Source organism: Pseudomonadota bacterium, from assembly GCA_038533575.1.
Taxonomy (GTDB): domain Bacteria; phylum Pseudomonadota; class Alphaproteobacteria; order Rhodobacterales; family Rhodobacteraceae; genus Shimia_B.
The window spans coordinates 183,443-205,763 of record JBCAYL010000002.1 but is presented as its reverse complement, the minus strand read 5'-3'; the positions used below and the strand labels follow the sequence as shown (position 1 = coordinate 205,763).

Annotated in this window: 1 protein-coding gene (only partly in view); it reads right to left on the bottom strand. The window is 66.9% G+C overall.

Features of this window, described 5'->3' with window-relative positions; all coding sequences use genetic code 11:
* Positions 1 to 22,321, bottom strand: partial view of an LEPR-XLL domain-containing protein gene (locus AAFM92_12840; GenBank protein MEL7301261.1) — the 5' portion only. The gene continues 16,787 nt to the left of window position 1, outside the view; only the first 22,321 of its 39,108 coding nucleotides appear in the window; its start codon is at positions 22,319 to 22,321; its stop codon lies off the left edge, out of view.

Here is a 22,321-nt window from a genome sequence, read left to right as displayed (position 1 = left end):
CCCCGCGCGAGGTGCCGTCGGCATTCAGGATGTTGATCTCGGCCTGGCTTCGGTTGGCAGGCAGCACGTCGTCGACATAGGACTGGCTGCGTCCGACATAGGTCTCGACCACGTTTGTGGTCTTGGCAGTGGGCGACAGGCCACCGAACGCCACAGCGCCCGCCACGGCCACGCTGTCGAGCAGCGCGTCGGCCTTGACGTCGCCATCCGCGGTCAGCGTCAGATCGGTGACCCGCATGTCGATCCCGGCCCCGGCATAGGCCTGCGTTTTGCCGCCCGCGATGGCGGTTGGCTTGTAAAGATTGATCGTGACCGCGCCACCGGAACCGCCTTCGGTCTTGGCCTCGGCATCGATATCGGACCGGGCCGAGACCGTGACCGCGTTTGCGGCGCCGTCGCCGATATCGAGAACAGCAGACGGGTCGCCGCCGCCGTCGCGCGTGTCCGGCGCACCGAGGAATGCCCCCACCACGCTCGAGGTGATCGCTGTCGCCTCGAGGTTCTGGACGGATGCAAGGAAAGAGACATTGACACCGAAGACCGTCGCCGTGGCCTTGTTGACCACTCGGTCAGAACCCGCCTGCTTGCCCGCAAAGACGTTGAGGACATCGGCATCCATGTTCACGCCGTCCCGGACGAAGGCCCGGGTTTGACCGGAGACGGTGGCCGTGGGCTTGAAGATACCGGCCGAAATCAGCCCGGCAAAGCCCGCGCCCGTCAGGTTGGCGATGGCCTGCATGTCGCTGTCGGCCTCCACCAAGACCGTGCCATCGTCCACGTCTACATCCGTCGTGACATTGCTGGCATCGCGGTCGCTGCTGGCGCCGATGAAGGCCTCAACGCGGCCCGAGACGGTTGCGTCGGATGTGACGAAGCTGCCGTCCAGAAGGCCCGCGCCGGTGAAGCTCTGGGTCTGGATATCGGCCTTCATTTCAGGTGCGTCGGCCTTGATCGTGACGTTGGATGCATCCACGTCGACGCCCTCACCGATGTAGGCCAGCACAGCGCCGGAGACCTCGGCGGTTTGCGTCAGCAGAGACAGGGTCGCCAGACCCGCCACGCCCACGTTGAGGATGTCCGGCGTCGCCAGCATCCGGCCCGTTGCGGTCACGGTGATGTCGCCTTCGATGTCCACGACACCGATGTTGAGCCCGTTGGGCTCTGTGCCCGCGCCGGAGCCCACATGGGCATCCACCGTGCCAGTGATCTTGGCCGTGGCCTTGATGTCGGATGCGGTGATGAGACCGGAGACTGCCACCGCGACGGTGTTGGCGTTGGCATCGTAATCGCCGTCCGCGACCACACTCAGCGACGCGCCTTCTAGGGTGCCGCCTTGCCCCACATAGGCCCGCGTTGTGCCAGCCACGTTGGCCAGCGTGTCAAAGATGCTGATCGATGCGAGGCCCGCGAGGGAGCCTGTAAACTCCGGATCGCCATCGTTGAACCCGGAATTGTCCATGCCGCCATCGGCGTTCATGTCCGACCAGGCATTGACGGTGATGGCGCCGGAGATGTCCGTGACACCTGCGCCGCCGGTCACCGGGCCGCCCACGGGCGCGCCGACATAGGCTTCCACCACGCCATCGACCAGAGCGTTCGCCTTGAGGATCGAGACCGCCGCGATTCCTGCCAGTGTGAGCAGGAATGTATCGGCATCGGCGGTGTAGGCGACGCGGTCGCTGCTCTCGCCTGCTTCGACCTCGAGACCAGAGGCGGTCATGGCCACCCCGTCGCGCACATAGGCGCGGGTCTTGCCAGAGACTTCCGCCTTTGGTTCAGCCGCGTTGACCGTTAGACCGAAGCTCGCCCCAACGAGGAAGGTGTCGGCGTTGGCGTTCATCGTCGCGTCGGTGTCGATCACGACCTCGCCGTCGCCGGCATTGCTGCCAGCGATCGTCAGGACAGGCGCTGAGAGGGCAGAGGATCCCTGGTCGTGCTGTGCCCCGATGAAGGCTTCGACTTCGCCGGTGACCTTGGCAAGCGAGGACAACACGCTGACGCTCGCAAAGCCAGAGATCGTCCCCGATGTCACGGCTGCCGTAGCATTCATGGTGTCGCCATCGGCGGTCACGTTGAGCGCATCGGCCGTGAGCGTCGTGCCTTCGCCCACATAGGCTCGGATCGTGCCCGACGTGTCTGCCGTGGGCAGCAAGACGTTGACGCTGATAGCGAAGGAGGCGCCGATGCCCTCGGCGGAGGCCGTGGCTGTCTGGCTGCCATCGGCATCGATGCGCGCGGTGCCATCCACCCCTGCCGCGTCTGTCAACGTGATGATCGTCTGTGCGCCCGGGGTGGGCGTCTCGCCGGCGAAGGTGCCCGTGAAGGCCTCCGTGCGGCTCTCGATGCTCGCATTTGCGATCGTCACGTTCACCGAGAGGGCGCCGCCGATGGCATAGAATTCGTTGAGCGAGGCTGCGATGTCGGTCCCGTTCGCCACGACATCGAGCTCACCCGCATCCACCGAGGTCGCCTCGCCCACATAGGCAAGGGTCTGGCCTAGCACTGTAGCGTCGGACTTCGTCACCGTGGCACCGGCCAGCAGACCGAAGCCGCCCGCGAGGCTGTCCGCCTTGGCCTCGTAAGTCGAGTTCGCGGCGATGTTGAGTGCGCGGGTGCCGATGTCGAGCGTCGTCGACACCGGAGCTGCGCCGGGCGCCAGGAGTTCGGAGGGGGCAACCGAGACGGTCGAGATGTCGAGCCGCTGCAGCGACTGCGTGCCGCTCCCGAGGGTGCGCAGGTCGATAAAGTTGTTGGCCAGCGCATCGGCCTCGGTCTCGGCGAGACGGATTTCACCGTCGGCTCCGGCGATGGCGAAATACTGGCCGCCATCCACGAGTTGGCCATTGACCACGATGGGCGTCTCGACCGGATCGAACACGAAATCCGGATGACCGGCGTCGGAGCGATCGAGAATGTGCTCGTAGCCCAGACCCTGATCGAGGAGATCCACGGCGGGGCCACCCGACGTCTCGGAGAGCTGGATGAGCCCGTTGCCGGCAAGGATCACGAAATAGGTTTCACCTTCGACGAGACCGTCGATGGCAGTGCCGCCGCTGGTGCTATAGACGACTTCCTCGTTCGCGCTGAAGGGGTTGTCGGGGCTGCCCACGAAGATCGTGTCAGCGCCCACATCCACCGTGGTTCGGGTGGATGGGGATTGCGTACCGATGGCGCTGCCGGTGGTGGTGTAGATCACCCGTTCACCGGTCTGGAGCGGGATTGCCGTGCCGGAGAACTCCAGGAGATCGTCGTCGGCGTCGACCGCGTCGATCGCCGCCGTGGTGTCACGGCTGAAGCTGTGATTCCCGCCCGTGCCGGTGCTGGTCAGGTCGATCACCTTGCGCGCGTTCAGATCATCGTCGGCATTGGTGTTTGCGTCCGGCGTCAGGACCCGCGCCAGCTGGATGTAGCCGGTCTCGGAAGCGATGACGTAGTACTGCTGGCCGCTGGTTAGCCCGCCGATGGCGGCGCCGCCATTACTGTTGTAGGTCACGATCTCGCCGGTGGCGAAGGGCACGTCTTGCCCGGGCACGTAAATCCGGTTGAGCCGCGTATCGGCCACGGTGGTTACGTCAACCGCGCCGCCGACATAGGCCTCGGTGCTGCGGGTGACATCGGCATCCATGATCGTGACCGCGCCCGCGATACCACCAACGGCGATCGCATCGCCGTCAGGCAGCGCCTTGGCGATGCTGTCGGCCGTGACGTCCAGCGCCCCTGAGGAGGTGACCGAAGAGGTGCCGTCGATGGCCGCGATCGTCGCGCCCTCGACCCGGCTGGTCGCCACCAACGCGGCAATGGCGAGGCCCGGCGCCGCGCCGAGGCCGAAGATATCTGCCGTCGCGAAGTCCTTGCTGTCGGCATCGACATCCACTGTGCCGTCAGCAGTGAGGCCTGCATTGCGCACCCGCGCCTCAACGGTGGTATCGATCACGCTAACCGCTTCGCCGCCAGCGCCCGCCACGCCGATCGCCGCCGTGAGGGAAACCGTGCGCACGATGGTCTGGATATCGCCGTCCTCATGCTCAGCGTCGGCGTCGATGAGAATATTGCCACCAGCGTCGACGGTACTGTCTTCGACGATCGCTTCGACCTGGCTGGCGATCACGTTCTTTCCGAGCGCCACGCTGACAGAGGCCCCCACGAGGCCCGCAGTCACGGCCACGGCCCCGACCTCGGCGCGTGCGGTGAGGCTGTCATGCGACTCTACCGTGACACTGCCGTCCGCCGTGACATCCGAATTGTCGTCCACCCGCGCGGAGATCGCGCGCGTGACCGTGTTGACGCCCTGCGCCCCGGAGCCAGAAGCCGCGAAGCCGATGCCGATGGCCCCGGAGACCGCGAAGGCCACCGGGGTGGTCACGAGATCGCTGTTCGACGTGGCCGATACGCGGACAAGACCGCCGTCAGCGGCCACGCGGCTGTTGCCGATCCGTGCCTTGGTGCTGCCCTGCAATCCGTTGCTTGCGATCGCCGCGGAGACGGAAATCGCAGCGGCACCGATGCCGCCCGCGACCGAGACCGAGATCGCCCGCGCGATGGCCGTCAGGCTCACCGCATCTTCGGCCGTGACTATCACGTCACCGTTGGCGCTGCCGACCATCTGGCCGTCGCCCGCATCGGCGCCGATGATCAGCGCCTCCACCGTCTGGGACATCTCGTTTCGGACAATGCCCGCTGCAGCCGCGAATGCGCCGGAGAAGCCGCCCGAGCCTGCCACCGACAGCGCGATACCATTCGCTTCGGTCTCAGCTGAGGTCATGGCCTTGGCATTGACGGTCACAGTGTCTTGCGCCGAGACGCCGCTATCGGAAATCTGTGCCCGAACAGTGCTCTGGATCGACGTGATCCCTTCGATGACTGTCACCGCCCCCGCGAGGGCCACCGTGCCGGAGGCCGCCACACCGAGGGTCACACCAAGCGCGAAGACATCGATGTCGATCGCCTCAACCGCATTGACCCGCACCAGGCCGTCTGCGGTGACATCCGAGCCCCCGGTGATGGCTGCTTCCGTCACGCTGCCAGCCGAGACCCTGCTGACCACACCGACGCCCGCGCCGGCAAGTGCCACAGTGCCCGATCCGGCCACCGCCACGCCAACGCCGAAGCCTTCGACGAAGATGCTGCCATTGGCGAGAGCATCCAGGGTGACATCGCCGCCGGTGGATTCGACGTCCGAGTCATCGATGATGGCCCGTGTTTGGGTATTGTACTCTACCTCGACCAGCGTCACCGCGACCGAGACAGAGGCCGCCACGGTGCCGGACACCGAGACCGCGAACGACACGGCAGCCGTGGTGGAGGCAATGCTCGAGCTGTCGGTCGCTGAGAGGCCGATGTTCCCTGCGCCCGTGACGTCTGACGCCGCCTTGATCGAGGCCTCGACGCCGTTGTTCATCACGTTGCTGGAGGATGCGCCCGCGCCCGCGCCGCTGATCGCAACGGCGCCACTGCCCGAAAGCGCAACTGCCGCAGCGACAGCGAGACTGTCGATGGTGTTGGTGTTGGTCGCCTCAACGGTGACCGCGTCGCCTGCCGTCACGGTCGAGTTGGAGATCGTGGCGAGCGTGCTGCCGGACATGACGTTCTCGGCGATGGTGACGGAGATCGCCACGCTGACCGCCGCCGTACCGCTCACGCTGAGCGCGACGGAGGCCGCGAAGAGCGTGGAGTCAATGCTGCTCGTGTCATCCGCGTCCACGAGGACGCTGCCGTTTGTTGCAGCCACCATGCTGTCGATGATCGAGGCCTCGGCCCCGCCGGTGATCGTGTTGCGTGAAACAGCACCGGCACCTGCGCCCGTCACCGCCACGGAACCGCTGGCCCCGCCGCTGATCGCAACCGCGGCGCCGAACGCGTTGATCGACGTATTGCGCAGCGCGGCCACCGACACGTTGTCATCCGCCAGCACATCGGATCCGTCGACGCTCGCCTTGGTGGTCGAGCCGATGATGTTCTCCGCGATCGGCACGCTGATCGCCAGCGAGATGGCCACGCTGGAGGACAGCGAGACAGAGGCGGAAATCGCCGCCGTGTCGGAGGTAATGGTCGAGCTGTCCGCCGCCGAAACGGTCACGTTGCCGCCGGCATCCACGTCCGATCCGTTCTCGACCGTGGCCGCGACAGTGTTTGTCAGCACGTTGCGTGCCTCGACCCCCGCGCCCGCGCCGGCTCCGGCGAAGCTCCCGCTGGCCGAAAGCGCGAAGCCCACCGCGACGCCGAGTGCGTCAATCGAGTTCTGCGCCGTGGCCGAGACCGTCACGTCGCCGCTCGTGCCGGCGACTGTGCTGTTATCGACGAGAGCCCGGTGCGTTCCGGCCAGGGTGTTTTCCGCGATGGTGATCGCCACCACGCCCGCCAAGGACGCGCTGCCGGAGAGCGAGACCGTCGCCGCCGCCGAAGCCACATCGGCCAGGATGCTCGACATGTCCTGCGTGGTCACGGAGACGTAGTCACCCGCCGTCACCGTGGCGTCGACGATGTCTGCTGCAACGGTGTTTGTGAGCGTGTTGAGGGCGCTCGCGCCCGAGCCGCCGAGCGAGATCGCCACCGACCCGCTGCCCGACAGCGTGAACGAGGCCGATACTGCGAGAGCGTCGATCGCGTTCATCGACGTCGCGCCGACCGTGACGTCGCCGCCGGTCGTCACGGTGGAGTCGTCGACCGCCGCGCGGCTCACGCCGGTGATGATGTTCTCGGCGAGGGTCACGGTGACGCTAATGCTTGCCGCGACCTGCGAGGACGCACCGATGGTGAGCGCCGCGGCCACCACATCGGAGGTGATAGATGCCTTGTCCTCGACCGTCACGGACACGTCCGTGGCCCCGGTCAGGCTGCTGCCGTTGGTGATGAGAGCCTGCGTGGTGCCGCCGATCTGGTTAGCCGCGCGGGCCGCGGTCATGCCGCCGGAAATGGCCACCTGCCCGGACGTGCCGGAGATGCTCATCGCCGCTGCGACAGACACCGCGTTGATGCTGCTATTGGCCATCGCCCCAATCTCGGTGGCGCCGGCAGACGTGGAAACAACGGAATTGTCGATGCCTGCGGTAGTGACCTGGGTCAGCGTGTTTTCAGCGAGCGCCACGGCCCCGGAGAGCGAGATGGCGACCTGCCCACTGCTGACCGAAACTGCGAGAGCCGCGGCCACGAGGGTCGCATCGATATCGCTGGTATTGTCCGCGGTGACCGAGATCGGTCCTCCCGCGCTGACGGATTGGCCGTCGCCGGCATCGGCATCGCGGATTACCGCCTCGACGGTGCCGCCGATCGTGTTGGTCGCAAGCGCCGCCCCCACTGCCCCGGAAAGGGTCAGCGTGCCCGAGCCCGCGGAAACGGAGACCGCGGCCGAGACACCGGTGGAGGACACTGTCTTGGTCGAGGCTGCCGAGATCGTCAGGGCCCCGCTCGCGTCGAGCGCGGAATCGTCGATCCGCGCGCTTGCGGTATTGGTGATTGTGTTTTCCGCGATCGCCACAGCCACGGCCAATGTCACGTTGACGGTGGAAGACCCCGCCCCGATCGTCGCAGCCACAGCGGTCGCGACCGATGAGACATCCGCTGTGTCCATCGCGCTGATGGTAGCCGCGTTAGACGAGACAGAAGACCCTCCGAGGATTCCCGCCTCGATGGTGTTGGCAATCGCGTTGGTGACATTGACGCCCGTGCCGGACCCGGTGAGGCTCAGGTTGCCCCCGCCCACGGTGAGCCCGATCGAGGCCGAGACACCCACCGCGCTGATCGCACCCGAAGACGCGGCCATGGCGCTGAAATCACCCGGAACCGTCACACTCGCATCGTTCTCGACGACCGCGCGAGTGGTGTTGGTAATGCTATTCTCGGCCAGCGACACCGTGACCGAAAGGGAGCCGGAAGCCGAACTGCCACTGTCGATGGACGCGCTGACGGACGCGGCGACGACGGCGGCGTTGATGTCGGTGGCGTCGGTGGCGCTCAGCGCCGCAGCGCCCGCGCTGTCGACGACCTCTGTGTTGCGGATGATCGCCAGCACGGAGTTATTGGTCTCGTTGGTGGCGCGCGCTCCCGCGCCAGTCAGGGCGACGCTGGCGCTGGACCCGCTGCCGCCTGAGAAGGCCACCGAGGCCGCTACGACCACAGCGTCGATGTCCTTGATGGACTGCGCCGTCAGCGCGACGCCACCCTGCGAGCTCGCGTCGACGCTGTCGATGATCGCCTCGGTGACGTTTGTGATGGTGTTCTCGGCCACAGCGACGGAGATGTTTCCAGTGATGTTGGGGCCCGAGGAGCTGCCCACGGAGACCGATGCCGTTGCGGCGGCGGCATCTGCTTCGATCTTGCCGCTGTCGGTCGCCGACAGGCTCAGGGCACCCTGCGCGGTCAGCGTATTCTCGGAATTCGTATCGCTATCCTCGATCGCGGCGCGGGTCGTATTGGTGATCTCGTTGAGCGTCACCGCCACGGTGCCATCCAGATTGACCGTCGCCCCGCTACCCGAATTCGTGGTGACGGAGACGGATACGCCCACCGCCTGCGCGGTGATGTCTCCGGTGGAGCTCGCGGCCAGGGTCACCGCGCCAGCGGAGATCACATCGCTGTCGTCGATGATCGCCAGCGCCTCGTTTGTGATCTCGTTGACCGAGATCGAGATGCCGAGGCCAATGCCCACATTCGTGCCCTGGCTGACCGTGACAGTGCCCGCAACGGCGAGCGCAAGCGCAGTGATATCGGCATCGTCGGTGGCCAGCAGCGAGACGGAATCCGCCTCTATCGTGCTCCGCTCCACCGAGGCGATGATGGAGTTTCCGATCTCGTTTCCGTTGCCCGTGCCCGCGCCGGAGATGCCGATGCCCGTTCCTTGGCTGCTGGTGATCGAGCCCGATACGGCGACCGCCTTCGTCATGATCGCGGTGTCGGACGTGGCTTCCGCGTCGAATGCGCCGCCCGCGGTCACAGAGCTGTCGAGCACGCGGGCATGGACCGTCCCGGTAACCTCGTTGGTGGCCGCCGCGGCCCCGGCCGCGATGGCGGCGTTGGTGCTGTTGCCGCCTACAGAGATCGCGAGTGCACCAGATCCCGCATCGGCCTCGATGAGGCCGCTATCCGTCGCCCGAACCGACACTGCACCGCTGGCATTCACGGTGCTGTCTGTGATCAGTGCCGTGGTCGAATGGGTAATCCTGTTGCCCGCGCCGGAGCCAACTCCGGCCACGGCGGTGCCGCCCTTCGTGGCCGCCGTCGCCGCGCCTGCAACCGTGAGGACCATGATCGACGCGGCCTTGTCGGCAGTGACCGTGACATCGTCAGCGGTGATATCGCTGTCGGCGATACCTGCGGCGATGCCGAGGTCGATCTGGTTGACCGCGACAGAGGCACCGACCGCGCCCGCGCTGTCCTCGGTACTGATCGCAAGTGTCGCGTTTCCGGCATCCGCCGTGATTTCTGACGTGTCAGCTGCCGTTGCGCTGACATCTCCGGTCGTGGACACCGTGCTGCCGGCGCCGATCGTGGCGCTGCTATCATTGTCGACGAGGTTGACGGTTACGGATGCAGCACCCGCGAAGGCCACACCGCCCGAGGAATTCTGCGATCCAGTGGACACCGCGCCGGCCACGGAAATCGCCAGCGCGTTGATGTCGGTGGCCGACTGCGCATCGAGCCGAACATCGCCGCTCGCCGTCACATCGTTCGCGCCCTCCATGTCGGCATAGGCCTCGTTGCTCACATCGAGGACCGAGACCGCGCCGCCGAAGCCCTGTCCGCCGGAGGCCCCAGCGCCCCCGATGATGGTCTGGACGTCAGTCTGATCCGCGGCACGCAGCAGCACTGCGCTAGCATCCGTCACCTGCGCGCCAAGGCCGAGTGTGCCGCGCGTGCGGCCGTGAATGACCCCAACGCCCACCGAGAGCGCAAGGCCGACCTTGTTGGATTCAAGAGACAGCGCACCGCCGATTGCCAAGAGGAAGTGATCTTCGATCGAGGTGGCACCGATGGCGAGCCCCGTGACACTCTCGGTGACCCGGTCGCCATCGCCGTCGATATCCGCGACATCGACAGCGGCCCCGACGCCGGAGGCAGTAACCACGGCTCCGTCGCCGACAAAGGCAATCGTGTCGTCGATATCCACCAGCACGGTCACCGCCGCGCCGATGCTGTCGGAGCTGAGCGACACGGCGAGAGATCCCGCACTCGCCTCAGTCTCGGTGGTGCTGTCGGCGGTTACGATCACGGATCCGCCCGCGCTAAGCACAACGTTGCCTGCTGCCGCCGGAACGAAATCGCCATCATGCCCGGCATAGGCCAGCGTGTCGGTGTCGAGCACCAGCACCAGTGCACCGCCGGCCACAGCGGTGGAATCGCCGATGCCGACATTGAGCACAACGCTGAAGATGTCCTCGACGCTGACAGCGCGCACGGCGACCGTGCCGCCCGCCGTAAGCGTCGTCGTGTCGCCAAGGCCAGACGCGGAAATCACCGCCGCCTCGGTTGTCTTGGTCAATACCGTGACGTCGAGCCCGGCGCCGATGCCCTTACCGTTGAGCGAGGCGCCCACGGCGCCAACGATATTGATGACCTTGCTTTCATCCTCGGCCAGCACGGAAATATCACCGCCGGCGTTGATCTGGGCATTCTGGCCCACGACGGCGCGCGTGATCGGTGTCAGTACGTTGATCACCGCCGATCCAGCGCCGCCCGCACCGCCGGATCCGGATCCTGAGCTCGAGCTTCCGTCGATGCCGGCGCCCAGAACCATGTTGGTGACCGGCTGGTCGAAGATATCGAGCTCGAGCTCGTCGCCGACGATCGGCAGTTCGAAATCAATGGGGTTGAGCGAGCCCTTGGCAGAAACCGTCACATCGCCGCCCGCAGTGATCGTGGTGCCCTCGCCCACAAAGGACTCGGTGGTCGCATCGACGACGTTGACACCCACCGCCGCACCGACGGAATTGGAGCTGCCGCTGCCACCGCTCGATTTCACGAAGGACACGCCGCCTGCGAGGTTCTGCAGCCCGATATCCTGCCGCGTCACCACGGACACATCGCCCGTGGCCGCCGCGACCGTCGTGTCGGCAGCGATCTCGGCAGTTGTGTCGGAGACCAGTACGTTGACGCCAGCCGCCCCGGCGACCGACGTAGCACCGCCGTTGCTGCCACCACCGCCACCGGAATTCTGCGTAGAGCCCGCGCCGGCCAAGGCTAGGGTTTTGAATTCGTTTACTTCTCCTTCGGAGGTTCCGGCCTCTACTTCGAGGCTATCTCCGGTCATGCCACCATCGCCGAGATAGGCGGTCGTCTCCATCACGCCCACGTTGACCGACACGGCGGCCCCCACGGTCGTCCCACCGGATTTCGACATCGCCAGACCGGTTGTCTGGGTGTCGGCATCCGCGTCGCTTATGGCGGCGACGCGCACATCGCCCATGGCATTCACACTGCGCCCGTCGGCGATGGTGGCCGTGACCACCGGAGTGATGATCGTGGCGCCGATTGCCGCCGCGACCTGGACCGACCCGCCCGAGGTGCTCTGCGTGGAATTCTGCGTATTGTTGCCGCCGCCCGGGTTACTTGTCTGGTTTTGCGACGTCGTGTTTGCGTTCTGCACCTGCGTCGCGGGCTGCGGATCCGACAGGCTGGAATTCGAGCGCGTATCGACGAAGCTGCTTTCCTGCGCTGTGCGCTGGTTCGCCGTCTGGCCGCCGCTGGATTGGGAGGCCGCGCCCTCGGCGCTGCCGGTGACCAACGTCGTGGCGTCCACCGCACTGCTGGCGGTCACCGACACATCATCGGCATCCGCCGCGCCCGTGGAGACGTCGCGATCAAGCAGTGCGGAGGTGTCGTCTTCGACCCAGGTCAGCGCGATGGCAATCCCGACGCCGGTCTTGCCACCCTTGGTGTCGGCGTCCGCCTCTGTCTGCACGCGTGATGTGCTGTCTGCCGACACGGTCAGATCACCGTTCACGTCGAGCACGTTGTCGGAGGTCGCAACAGTTGCATCGGTGCTGTTCTCGGCCACCGAAAGACCCACGGCCCCGCCGACGCCGGTGCCACTGGCCGCCACGGTCGCTCCAGCCTGTGCCAGCGTGATCATAACGTGATCGCCCTTGGCCGTGATCGCGAGATCCTCTGCCCCGTCCACGGTCGCTCCAGCCGCCAGCGTGGCGTCCGTGTCGTGCCCGGCGATGCCCAGCGCAAAGGACACACCGATGCCCGTGCTGGTGCCCGTGGTCGCGACCGAGGGCACAGCGCGCGTCAGAACGAGCGTGTCCGCTTCGCCGGTGATCGACGATCCCCCGGTGCCGGTCACGTTGATATCGGCCGTCTCTCCGAATTCACCCTTGGTGGTGCCACCTGCGATATTGATCGCCACGGAGCCAGCAACGCCGGTCTTGCCGCCACCCGCGCCGGAGCGCGCGTCTACACCTATGGCGTGGGTCGCGTTCTTCAGAACGTGGCCATCGCCCATCCCGGCGCTTGTGAGTTCAACGGCGTCGCCTGCAAAGGCATTTTCGAAGCTGTCGGCAAGTTCCAGGGTACCGTCGCCCGTCACGATGGCGAAGTAGGTGTCACCCTGGTTCAGTCCGCCGACGCTCGTGCCACCGCCATTGTCATAGACGACCCGGTCGCCAGTGATCAGGCCGCGCGGGTTCTCGAGATCGATCTCGAACCGGGCCTCGTCGGGGTCGAAGGTGACAGTGTCTTTGTCGGTGCGTTCCAGGACGTGGGCGTCGCCCATGCCCTGGCTCTTGAGATCGATGGCCTCGCCATCGGCTTCGCTGGCGAGCTGGATGAAACCGTCTTCGCCCAGCAGCACGAAATAGGTCTCGTTGTTCTCGAGCCCTTCGATGTCGTCGCCGCCGCCGTTCTTGTAGACCACCTGCTCATTGGCGGTGAACGCCTCTTCTGGGGCGAGGAAGAGGGTATTATCTTCCGTATTGACGATCTGGCGTTCGGTCACCTCGATGTCCACGTCACGCTCAGCCATGACAGCGTCCGCGCGGACGCCGTCGCCCGTGACGGTCGCGTTGTCGATAGTGGCGAGGTTCTGAACGTCCGAGACGTTGACAGAAACGGCGGCGCCCACGGTCGTGCCTGAGGTCTCGTTGGTCGCGGATCCGTCGCCAAAGGCGCCGGCATCGGCATTGGCGGCCGAGGTCGCCGAGACGGGGCCTCCGGCCGTGATGGTCGCATCGTCTTGCGGCGTGCCGATCAGCGCCTGCACGCTCAGACTCGAGACATTGACCGCGATCGCCGCGGCCACGCTCACTGCGCCACCGCCGTTATTGTCGGTGGAGGAGGTCTCGGTGCTGGGCGAGGACGCGTTGGTACCCCCGCGCGTGTTGGCGGTGCCGACTTGCTGGTCGGTGGTCTGCTGGGTCGTCGGGCCGTCAGTAGAGCCGTCGTTGTTCTCGCCCTTGGCGCCAGCCGCACTGGACGTCGCATCGGCGCGGGAGGAGGCGATACCGGTCGCACTGACAGCGACGCCGCCCGTGGCTTCGATTTGGCTGGTGATGAGCGCGAGGACCACGTCCTCGCTCACCGTGACACCGACGCTCACGCCTACGGCGGCATTGGTGCCATCCGCGCTGCCTTCGGCATCGCTGGAGCTGTCTGCGGTCAGCGACGCTGTCACGGCCACATCGCCCGTGGCCGTCAGTGCCCCGGGTGCGCTGGTGTCGATCGCGGCGCGTACGTTGTTCTGGACGGCAGTGATCGCAGCGACCGGCGTGATGGCGTTGCCACCCTCTGCGCCGCCGACGGCCTTGGTGACGGCGGTATGGCTGCCATCGGCCTGCACCGTGAGGTCGCCTGCGCCGGTGAGCGCAGCGTCATCGGTGATCTCCGCGGTGGTCGACATGTCGGCGATATTGAGCGCGAAGGAGGCGCCGATGCCGAGCGTGTTGCCGGTCTGCTGGGTGTCGGTGGTCCCGCCATTACCAGTTTGGCCCTGCTGACCCTGCTGACTCTCCTCCTCGGCCTCTTCGGCCTCGGTCTTTTCCTGTGCCGCGGAGGCGATGGCGTTGCTTTCCATCGCGTTCGACGACGCAACGGTCACGTCGCCCGCGTCGTCGCCGGTGTAGGTGACACCCGAACCCACGCTCGCGGTCGCCTCAACCGCCGACAGGTTCAGCGCGAAAGAGCCCGCGACCCCGAGGCCGCCGCCCGACGCGCCGGACGTGGCGCCCGCCTCCGACGTGCTGACCCCGTCGCCGGACGCATCATAGACCAGCGCCTTAACGGTCAGGCCGCCGGCAGTGATGGTCGCGTTGTCAAGGTCTGCGGTGATCGTGCCGTCGGCCTTCACGATGGCCACAGCCGCCCCGACCGAGCCATTGTCGCCCATGCTGGCCGAGCCATCGGCCCGCGCCTTGCCGTCGACGCTGCCACGCGCTGTCATGGCCACGGCACCGCCTGCCGTGATGACGAGGCCGTCGGCGATATCGGCGGTCGCGTTGAAGGTCCCGAGATCGATTGCGATGGCTGCAGCTACCGTAACCGCCCCATCCGATGTCGAGGCGTCGGGCGTCGCTGTCTCGTCGCTGCCGGTGCCCGAGGAGCGCCGGTTCTCTGCTTGGGTGTTGGCGTTGTCGAGCTGTGCGGCGTTCGTGTCGTTCACGTTCTGATCGTTGGGCGGATCGCCTTCGTTGTCCTCGCCCTCGGCCCCGGCCGCGGAGGCCTCGGCCTCGGTCCGGGTCGTGGCCCGTCCCTGCGCCACGAGCGCCACGCCGCCCCCCGCATCGACATTGCGCAGGAGCGTCGCGGTCACGTCGTCCTCGGCCACTGTCAGTCCGAAGGAGATGCCAACCGCGGCACTGCTGCCAGTGGCGTCGCCTTTGGCCACGGTAACAGTCTCGGCCTCGTGCGTCGCTGTGATCGAGAGGTCCCCGCCCAGCGTGAGCTGGCCGCCGGTTCCGACGACCGCCTCGGTGAGGTTCCGGGTAATCGACAGCGCCACCACGGGTGCGACAGCGGTGCCACCCTCGGCCCCTCCCTCGACATCGGTCCGCGCGTCATAGGTGCCCGTGGCGGCCACGGTGATGTCGTCGGCACCGGTGACCGTCGCGCCATCGGCGATGGCCGCACGGGTCAGGTGATCCGTGATCGTGAGGCCGAAGCTTGCGCCGATGCCGACATTGCCGGCTTCGCTCTGGGCTGCCGCCGCGCGCGCGCCCGCAAAGCTCGCAGCCTCGGACATGACGGCCACGTCGCCGTCGCCCGTCATCGTGACCGTCGCCGCGCCATCGATCTCGGCCAGCGCACGTGTCTCGCCCAGATTGATCGCGACAGAGCCAGCGATGCCGACGTTGCCGCCGCCTGCGCCGGACGTGGCATCCGCGGCGGAGCGGTGGACGGATTCCGCCACTGTATGGGCATCGCCCCCGCCGGTCCCGGTGATCTCGACCGCGTCGCCGGCCATGGCCGCGTCGCGGGTCTCGGCCAGCGCGAAGCCGCCCTCCCCGTCGGTGATTGCGAAATAGGTGGTGCCGCCGGTCAGCCCGCCGATATCGGCACCTCCGCCATTCTCGTAGCGGAGCGCATCCCCCGTCCGGAAGCCGTCGGCATCCTTGTTGGAGAGCGTGAAGAGATCCTCGTCAGGATTGAACGTGACAGGTTCACTGTCGGGCTCGACGGAGGTGAGCGTGTGCTCGGAACCCATGCCCTGATCGCCAAGCTCGATCGCTTCGCCATCCATCGCTTTGGCCATGTCCGCGGCAAGCTGGATTTTTCCGTCTTCGCCCTTGATGACGAAGTAGGTCACGCCATCGGTGAGCCCGTCGATCGCGGTGCCGCCCGTGCCCTGCTCGTAAGTCACCTCGTCGCCGGTGGAGAACCCGTTGTCCTCGTCCAGCTGGATGGTGTTTTCCTCGGTGTCCACGACCTTGGCGCTTTCCACGGATATGCCCGTGCTGCGCTCGGTCATCCCGGCCTCGACGGTCAGGCCGTTGCCGGTGATCGTCGCGGCATTCGTCAGCGCGATGATATCGGCATCCGCCACGTTGAGACCCACTGCGGCGCCGATCCCGGCAGACCCTGCGCCCACGGCTTCGCCAGTGGCCAAGGCCCAGGCGTCGGCATTGGCTTTCGCGCGCAGCACGACGGCGCCGGTGGCAACCACTGTAACGGCGCCCACGAGTTCGGCGCGGAAGGCCGCATCGCCCAGATTGATCGCTACGGCTGCGGCCACAGACAGGGAACCGCCGCTATCGCCTTCGCCGGTGGAGGCGTCGGGAGTCTCTGTCTGGCCGGACCCCTCGCCCGAGCTGCGCCGGGCCTCGGCTTGCGTATTGGCATTGCCAAGCTGCCGCTCGTTCTCGGCGTCGACGGCGCCCTCCTCGGTCTCGGGGGTCTCGTCGTCTTCTCCCGCGCCTTCGGCACCCGCTTCGCTGAAAGTCCGGCTCGCCGCCGTCCCGGTCGCTTCGAGTATCACGCCGCCGCCGGCGGTCACGTCGCGCTCGAGAAGTGCGCTGGCCTCGTCGTCGACGATGCCGAGCCCGAGGCTCAAGCCCACCGCGGCATTCGAGCCCTTGGTATCGCCACGGGCGATCGTGACGGTGTCGGCGTCATGGGCAGCTTTGATTTCAAGGTTGCCAGAGAGCGAGAGCGCACCGCCCGCCTCCACGGAGGCCTCGGTCAAGTTGCGCACGACGGAGATGGACACCACGGGGGAAACGGCGGTGCCGCCTTCGGCACCGGCCTCGGCAGTGGTGCTTGCGTCGTAGCTGCCTGTGGCCGCCACCGCGAGGTTGCCGCCGCCCGAAATCGCGGCGCCCGAGAGCACGGTCGCACGCGTTGAGTGATCGGTGATGGTGAGCGCAAAGGAGGCGCCGATTCCGGTGGCACCCTCTTCCTCGGAGGTCTGGGCAGCCTTGGCTTCCGTCACGGTCGTGCTGGCCGCTGTCGCAGATACGGCACTGTCGCCGATGTCGGTATCTGCATCATCGCCGTCGCGCAGCGTGACATTGGCCGCACCGTCGATCTCGGCGGTGGCTTGGGTCTCTGCCACGTTGATGGCAACCGAGCCCGCGATCCCAGTATTGCCGCCGCCCGCGCCCGATGTGGCCTTGGCGGTGTGTTCATGGCGCGCGTCGTCTCCGTCGGTGGTTTGCCCGGCTTCCACCGTCAACCCGTCAGTGATGATGGTGGTGGCGCCGGTATCGGCGGTGACGTCCATGTCGCCCACGTTGATCGCCACGGCCGCACCGATACCTATGGAGCCCGCATCCACGGCCTCGCCGGTGGCCTCCGCGGAGCTGTCGCCATTGCCGCGCGCACGGATCACGGTCGCGTCCTGCGCGTCGAGCGTCACCCCGTCGGCGAGGCTCGCCTCGAAGCTCGCGGAGCCCACGTTGATACCCACGGCCGCGGCGACGGCGAGCGCGCCGTCCGATGTCGAGGCGTCGGGGGCGGTGGTCTCGGACGCGCCTTCGCCCGAGGAGCGCCGGTCGGCGGCTTCGGTGGAGGCGTTGTCGAGCTGGCGTTGGTTCTCCGCATTGACGTCGCCCTCGTCGGTGCCGGGCTCGTCATCGCCCTCGGCGCCTTTGGCGGAGGCCGCGGCAGAAGCGGAGGAGCTGGCCGTGCCGGTCACGTCGAGCGTGACACCGCCGCCCGCGGTGACGTCACGCGAGATGAGTGCGCTGGCGCTATCTTCGGAAATACCGAGCCCCAGGCTCAGCCCCACGGCGGCGTCCGATCCGACGGCGTCGCCCTTGGCGGAGGTCACCGTGTCGGCGTCGTGCTCGGCGGTGACGGAAAGATCGCCTGAAAGCGCCAAAGCCGGTGCCGTGCCGCCCTCGACCTCTGCCGAGGTCTCGTTGGAGATGACCGAGATCGCCACGACAGGCGAAACGGCAGTGCCGCCCGCGGCGCCACCCTCAGCCTCGGAAGCAGCCTCATAGGTACCTTTGGCGCCGACGGAGATGTCCGCGGCCCCAGAGAAGGCCGCGCCATCTTCGATGACCCCGCGGGTCTCGTGGCCCGTGATGGTAAGCGCGAAGGAGGCCCCGACTCCGGTGGCGCCGTCTTCCTCGGCGCTCTGCGCCGCGGCGGCCTTTGTCGCGACCGCGCTGTCTGCGCCTGCTTGGACGTTGATCGCGCCCACGTCGTTACCGCCGTCGCCCTTGTCGGCCATGGTGACGCTGGCGCCGCCGTCGATCCGCGCTTCACTCGTCGTCTCGCCGACCGCGATGGCAATGGAGCCTGCCACGCTGACCGATCCGCCCGAGGCACCCGAGACGGCATCCGCCGCCGCCCGGCTCGTGGTGTCGGTGAGCCGGTGCTCGTCCATCGTGCCGGTACCGGTGATCTCGATCGCCTCACCGGCGCGCGCCTTTTCAGCATCCTCCGCGAGCTTGAGCGTCGTCCCGTCATTGATGACGTAGTAGGTCTCGCCGTCGGTAAGCCCGCCGATATCGGCACCCGCGCCGGAGGTGTAGACCACCTTGTCGCCGGTGCGCAGGCGGTCCTGATCGTCGGAGGCGAGGTTGAAGACGTCCGCCGCCGGGTCGAAGGTGATCGCATCCTCGCCGGCCTTCGTCAGGCTGTGCTCGGTCCCAGCGCCTTGGCTGGCCAGGTCGAGAGCATCGCCGCCCTCGGTCGCGGATAGCTTCACACGCCCGTCTTCCTTGGCGACCACGAAATACATCGTGTCGTCGGCGAGACCCGCGATGGCGCCGCCACCGTCGCCTGCGTCATAGGTGACCTGGTCGCCCACGGCGATCTCGGCGTCATGGCCCACGAAGATCGTGTCATCGGCGATATCGACGGTCTTACGGGTCTCCACAGAAAGCCCGGCTTCGGAGCCTAGCGCCGTCGTCTCGACCGTCAGGCCATCGGCGTCGATCACGCTGTCGCCGGTCGCGGCGGTGACGTCCACGTTCGAGACGGCGATCCCCACCGCGGCCCCTACCGTGCCCGAGGAGCCATCGGCAGCCTCGCCCGTGGCGTCGGCCCAGCTGTCATGGTTCGCGTGGGCACGAACGATCACGCCCTCTTCGGCTTCCACGGTCACGCCGTCGGCCAAGTCGGTGGTTACATCTGAATTGCGGATGTCGAGCGCGATTGCGGCTGCCACGGCAAGCGATCCGTCGCCGGTGGAGCTGTCTGGCGGCGTGGTCTCGGAGCTCGTCTCGCCCGACCGGGCTGTGGCCTGGCTGTTGGCGAAGTTCTGTTGTTCCTGATTGTCGGCATTCACGTCAGAGCCGCCATCATCGTCACTCGCACCCGCCGCGCTGGCCGCCGCAGCGCTGCGCGAGCGCGCCGCGCCGGACGCCACCAGGGAAACCGCGCCCGAGGTGGCGAGCACGTCGCGCATCAGCTGCGCGCTGGTGCTTTCTTCCGAGATCGTGAGTGCGAAGGAAATGCCCAAAGCCGTGCTGCCGCCATCGGCATCGCCTTCGGCGTTGTTCATCGTCTGTACGTCATGGGTCGCGGTCACGGTGAGCGCACTCGTGCTCAGAAGGCCGCCGGTGCCCACGAAGGCCGTGGTGTCGTTGAAATTCATCGTGATGGCGATGACGGCCGCCGCCGTGGTGCCTCCGCCCTCCGCTGCGCCTGTTGCCTGGGTCTCGGCGGCATGGGTGCCGGTCGCACCGAGCGTAATCGCGTCGGCGTTGAGCACATCTGCGCCGTTGGCGATGTTGGCTGTCGTGTCCTGATCGAGGATCGTCAGCGCCACCGAGGCGCCGATGCCGAGGCTTTCGCCCGTGGCGCCGTCCTCGTCCGGTATGGCCTCGGTCTTGACACTGGTATCGGCGGTGGCGGTCACCGTCAGGTTCCCGCCATTGAGGTCGACGCCCGTGCCCGGCCCGTCGGCGATACCCGCCTCCACCCTGTTCAGCACGGTGTGGATGGCAAGCGAGCCTGCGATTGCGGTCTGCGTGGCGTCCCCGCCCGCGCCCGAGACGGCCTTCACGGCGAAGGTCTCGTCAGCGTCCATGACTGCGCTCACGATCACGCCACCCGTTGCGTTGAGGCTGCCCTGGTCGAAGATCACAGCGCGGTTGACCGTGTCGACCACGCCCACCACGACAGCCACGCCCACGCCGGTCGAGCCCGCGCCGGTGTTCATGCCGTTGGCCTCGGCGGTCACGCTGTCGGTCGACATGGCGCTCAGGGTGAGGGTGCCGTCGGTCTCGAGCAGCCCGCTGGTGTTGATAATCGCAGTCGTCTCCGGTCGATAATCGGAGACCACCACCGCGCCGGCGAAAGTCACCGCCCCGTCCGAGGTCCGTGCCTGGTCGCTATCGTCGCCGTCGTCGTTGGGATCCTCGAGGCGCTCTTCGCTCTCGCTCGATCCATCGCCTTCCTGCGAGCCGCCGGCCGTGGAGGTGGCGGTTGTTGTCACGTCAGAGGTCAGCGCCGCCCCGACGGCGATGCTGTCGGCCCCGCCGCCGATGGCCGTCGCGCCGCCCACCTCGACATTGGTGTCGGCCGAAATCTCGGTCACCGCGACCGTGGCGCCTACGGCGTTGCCATCACCCCCGCCATCGGCGGTGGAATTGACCGTCAGGTTCGTCGTGGCGTTGAGCCCGATGGCCCCGTCGGAGTTGATAACAGTGGCACCGGTCGTGGTGACGTCGGCCTTGGAGGCCACGACCACGATCGAGACGGCCGCGTCGGAGGTGGCGTCGCCGCCATTGTTGGGATCGTCGTCGGAGTCGGTCTCGTCCTCGAAAGCCGCGGTGACGTTGACGGTAGCATCCACGGCAATGGAGTCAGCCGTGAGCGTGGTGCCGTCGAAGAGGATGTTGGCCTTGGGCAGGAGCGTGAGCACGGTCGCGTCGACCGTCCCGCCGAGCGTGGAGGGCGTCGCATTGATCGTGGCGGTCGCGGTGGCGTTCATGTCCACTGCCCCGGCGGTGATCATGCCGCCGGTGAGGTCGATCAGGGCCTCGGGTACGGCCACAAAAAGGCCGTCAAAGAGTCCGCCAAGCTCGCCGTTGGGGACGACCTCTCCATCATCCTCTGCAAGTGCATTAAAGGTCAGCGCCTCGGTAGTGAGCGTCCCCGCGACGGTGATCGTCTCGGCGGTCACCGTCAGGTCGCCGGTGATCACGGTCCCTACGAATTCGACGGTGTCCTCGCCGTCCTGGCCGTCGACGATGAGATTGATGCCCGCGAGGTCAAGCGTGTTCACGGTGCCGTCCACCGTCAGCACGTCACGCGACAGGAAGGGAGCATCCTCGTCGGCGCCCATGTTGATCGTAAGGCTGGTCGACGGCTTGTTGAACGTCACTGACTCGAACGTCATCAGCGCCCCTGCCGTGGTGCCGACGGTGAGCGTGCCTCCGGCATCCTGCGAGAGGGTCGCGGTGTCGGACTCGGTGTTCGAAAGGTCGATGACGCGGTCCGTGGTGTTCGTATTGTCGAAGATCGGCTCGAGGCCGGAATACTCGATCACGTCACCATCGCGGTTGACGGTGCCCGAGTGGGAGTTGAAGGCGATGTACTCGATGTTGGCGAACGTGCCGCCGGTGAATTCCATCGTGTCATAGCCGCCGTCGTTGCCGTCGAGGACGCCGTCGACGCTGCCTTCAGCGGCGACGCGGAAGATGTCTTCATTGTCGGCTGCGCCCAAGAGGTTCTCAACCGCGACAAAGGCGACGCCCGCGGCATCGCCTTCATTGTCACCGGTGATACTCCAGATCGTGTCATCCGGCGGCCCGGCTAGGGTGTCGGATCCCGCTCCGCCCATGACCACGACCTTGCCGGCAAGCTGGCTGTCGATGCCCTCGTTGACTATGACATCGTCGCCCGCGCCGGCCTTCACCTTCAGTTCGACGTTTGGCGCGTCGAAGCTGTAATCGAGCAGCGCGCCCCCTGTCGTGATCCGCGCGGCCCCCGTGGGCTCCGCGGCAACATCGGAAAGGCGCAGTGTATTTGCCTGCCCGCTCCGATCCGAGAACACCCGCGTATCGGAATCCGTGCGATCCGCAATGGCCTCTGTTCCCGTGACGCTGATGGACACGAGGCTTGCATCGTCCTGCAAGGTGATGTCGGCAGCGCCGCTTCCATCCGCGCCGACGAGCACTTCGTCGATGGTGCCGCCGGTCAGGATCAGCTGATCTGAGCCGCTGCCCCCCTCGAAGGACACTTCGACCGGGAAGACAAACCCGTCGCTGAAATCGAGCTCGAGCACGTCATCGCCCGCCGTGCCGGCGACGCGCACAAGGGTCATCTCCTGGACCAGGCGATGGCCGATCTGCGTGCCGCTCGTGCGGTCATAGAGCTGCACAGTCTCGGTCAGGCGATCGTATTTCAGCGAGAGGTCATCACCGTCGACCTGCATGTCGACGAGGAACGGCATGGCGTCTGCCGAAAGCAGGTAGCGCGGCTCCAGTGCCTCCAT